This is a genomic window from Waterburya sp. (assembly GCF_058530065.1).
Window position 1 is genome coordinate 1 of record NZ_JBZNBU010000422.1, and the last position, 3,058, is coordinate 3,058.

General features: G+C 37.2%; 4 protein-coding genes and 2 pseudogenes. All 6 read right to left on the minus strand.

The window, feature by feature from the left end; translation table 11 throughout:
* Positions 1-287, minus strand: a pseudogene (locus AC33VI_RS23060) (ABC transporter permease); the annotation flags it as partial.
* Positions 288-311: 24 nt separating this feature from the next.
* The gene (locus tag AC33VI_RS23065) at positions 312-596 is read right to left on the minus strand and encodes a hypothetical protein (RefSeq protein WP_491784603.1); all 285 of its coding nucleotides are present in this window, start codon (positions 594-596) and stop codon (positions 312-314) included.
* Complete coding sequence (locus AC33VI_RS23070; RefSeq protein WP_491784604.1) at positions 596-1,570, minus strand: ABC transporter ATP-binding protein; 975 nt, start codon at positions 1,568-1,570, stop codon at positions 596-598. The genes AC33VI_RS23065 and AC33VI_RS23070 overlap by 1 nt, the downstream gene beginning before the upstream one ends.
* Before the next feature lie 22 nt (positions 1,571-1,592).
* Positions 1,593-2,102 (minus strand): pilus assembly FimT family protein, encoded by a 510-nt coding sequence (locus tag AC33VI_RS23075; RefSeq protein WP_491784605.1) that lies wholly within the window; start codon positions 2,100-2,102, stop codon positions 1,593-1,595.
* Positions 2,103-2,113: 11 nt separating this feature from the next.
* Positions 2,114-2,740 carry a pilus assembly FimT family protein gene (locus AC33VI_RS23080; RefSeq protein WP_491784606.1) on the minus strand — a complete coding sequence of 209 codons (627 nt, stop codon included), beginning with the start codon at positions 2,738-2,740 and terminating at the stop codon, positions 2,114-2,116.
* Positions 2,718-3,058: pseudogene (locus AC33VI_RS23085) on the minus strand (hypothetical protein); the annotation flags it as partial. The pseudogene AC33VI_RS23085 and the gene AC33VI_RS23080, both read right to left, overlap by 23 nt.

Genomic DNA, 3,058 nt, shown 5'->3' on the forward strand with positions numbered 1-3,058 from the left:
CAAAAAAAAACAACTACACTAAAAGTTAAGATAGCAGCTAAAATATTGCTACTAGTTAAGGAAGAAATAAACATTCCTATGGATAGTAATGCTATTACCATCATAATTAAACCCAAATTAGCTATGATTGGTAAATTAGCTGATAGGGGTGGATTAGCAGCACTAAAAGCGATCGCTTCCATAAAAAACGAAGGTAAAACTATAAAAATATATAATATAGTAACTGCAATTAACTTACCCAAAGCTATAACCCAATTACTAATAGGAGATGTTGCTAATAGTTCTATAGTACCTTGCTTTTTTTCTTCTGTTTAAAGTCCCATAGAAAGGATGGGAACTATTAATAGAGATAATGTACCTAAAATCGCTAAATAAGAATTAAGAAACTCAGCAGCTACATCAATAGAACCAATATCAATTCCCATTTGCTCTCTTAAGGCAATTTGTTGCATGATTCCTCGATCGCCAATTAAGATTTCTACTAAAAAGAAACCAGAAATAAACCAAAACATAGCTGCGATCGCATAAGCCAAGGGAAAAGCAAAATAGCTTTGTAGTTCCTTTTGGACAATAGCAATAATTTTACTAAAAAACATTAATTATTAATTGACAAAGACTCTTCTGTAGTTAGTTCCAAAAAAATATCTTCCAAACTAGGACGAGTGCGACGTAGTTCGTGTAATTCTAAACCGCGATCAACGATTATCTTGGCAATATCTTTTCCTAATTCTGTCATAGACTCGCAAGTAATTTTGAGCAAGTTACGTTGTGCATGATTAACGATCGAACTATCTTCCACAACTATTTGAGTCACTCCAGGTATCTTAGATAATAAAGGTGTAACTAGTTTCAAGTCTCCCGATAGTTCTACTTCATAACCAGAACTAGTTGCTAATTGAGCTTGTAAATCTTGAGGAGTATTGGTAGTAACCACTTTGCCGCGATTGACGATTGTAACGCGATCGCATATCGTGCTAGCTTCGGGCAAAATATGAGTAGAAAGAATAATTGTGCGATCTCCTGCCAAACTCTTAATTAAATTCCTGACTTCAATAATTTGTCTGGGGTCTAATCCTGCGGTGGGTTCGTCTAAAATAATTACAGGAGGTTCGTGAACGATCGCTTGAGCTATACCTACTCTTTGTCGATAGCCCTTGGAAAGTTTGCGAATAACAGTGTTCTCGCGATCAACTAACTGGCAGCGTACCATTGCATTATATACTTGACGACGGCGATCGCCCGCCCGAACGCCCTTAATTTTTGCAACAAAATATAAATACTGCTTGACAGACATATCGGGATATAAAGGCGGTATTTCGGGTAAATATCCAATGCGACGACGTACCTGCATCGAATGACGATGAACGTCATAGCCAGCTACTTTAGCCGTTCCTGCTGTTGCAGGTAGATATCCTGCCAAGATCCTCATCGTGGTGGTTTTTCCTGCCCCATTTGGCCCCAAAAAGCCAATTACTTCCCCCTCATTAACTGAGAAATGAATGTCTTCAATTGCCACTGTCGCCCCATAAACTTTACTCAAGTGTTCTACTTCAATGGTTTTTAGAGACATCAATTAATTAGAACGATTATACCTATTCACTCTGACAGTTACTAGCAGACACAGAACCAGTATTATTGCCAGTGTATTCGCCAGTTCTCATGATACCCAAACCCAAAGAGATTACAAAACATTTCTGAGTATTAGTCAGATTGGAAGACAAAACAATAGTACCCATTTTGGTCGTGCTGCCTTTATAAGAAAACGAAATATTGGGTGTCGAACCAGATAAATTAGTCCTCACAATTACGTTTTCATCAATTGTTCTTTCTTTTAACAGACATCCTGTATCTGTGGCATTAATCAAGTTAGTATTGGGGTCAATATTAATGCGACAAGTTTTGCCATTACGCATCGACAATCTTTGAGTTTCTCTGATTGCACCCAACAATTCTTCTAAGGCAGTATCGACTCTAACTTTGTTTAATAAACCTATAAAACTCGGTGATGCGATCGCAGCTATAATTCCGATAATCACCAAAGCACTTAGTAATTCTATTAAAGTAAAGCCAAGTTCTTTCGGTTTTGAAATGTTGTTAAACATCAAATTAAAAGTTAATCAGTAATATCAGGATCGCAATCTAAATCACCATCAGCATCAACATCAACATAATCCCCTGTTAAAATATTTCCTAATGTTCCTGATATTTGCAAACATTTCTTTTGATTAACGTTAGGATGAGATACCAAAATAATTCCATTAGCTCCATTAATAACCCCATCAATGTTTGCATCATTGGTAGTGTTTCCTTTTCCTGTAAATAAAATATAAACAGGATCGCCAGAATCAATTTCTTCTACTGTAGCTCCGTCGTCGAATTCTAAAATAACTTCCCGTTCGAGTTCTCTAAGATTCAAAAGACAACCATTAGAATCAATATCATTACCGCCAATTGTTGTATCTGATGGTGCAACGTCAGCAATGGCATATTGTTCGCCATCAACCACCCTAGAACTCAAACTAATAATACAAGTTCTTCCTCGTCTGACTGCTAGTTTTTGGGCTTCTTTAACAGCACCTTCAATTTGCCCAATGCCATCTTTAACGCGAGTATTGTTGAACATACCTAATAAATTGGGGGCAGCAATACTTGCTATTACTCCTACAATTACCAATGCAGCAAGCATTTCAACGAGAGTAAAACCCTCATGATATTTTTTACGGACAGCGTAAAGCAGCATCAGGTATTACCTCCACATAACGGTTTGCAATGACATCTCCTATAAGTGTGTCTGAATTATTTATTTCTTGAACTTGATAGTTAATTTTTAATGTTCGATGAGGTGCATTAGAACTACCATTGCTAACATGATTTCTAGTCAATACTATTCTTTTCCCTTCTCCCGAACTTAATAAAGAAGTAGCATCAGCATGAGTATTTGCTGGTCTACGACTGGCATCATCCATGTCGTCCCAAAGAGCATCAGCATAACCATCAGCATAGTTAGCAGCATTACAGTTACCTGTACTTGCAGCAAGAACACTAGCGCGATCGCTCA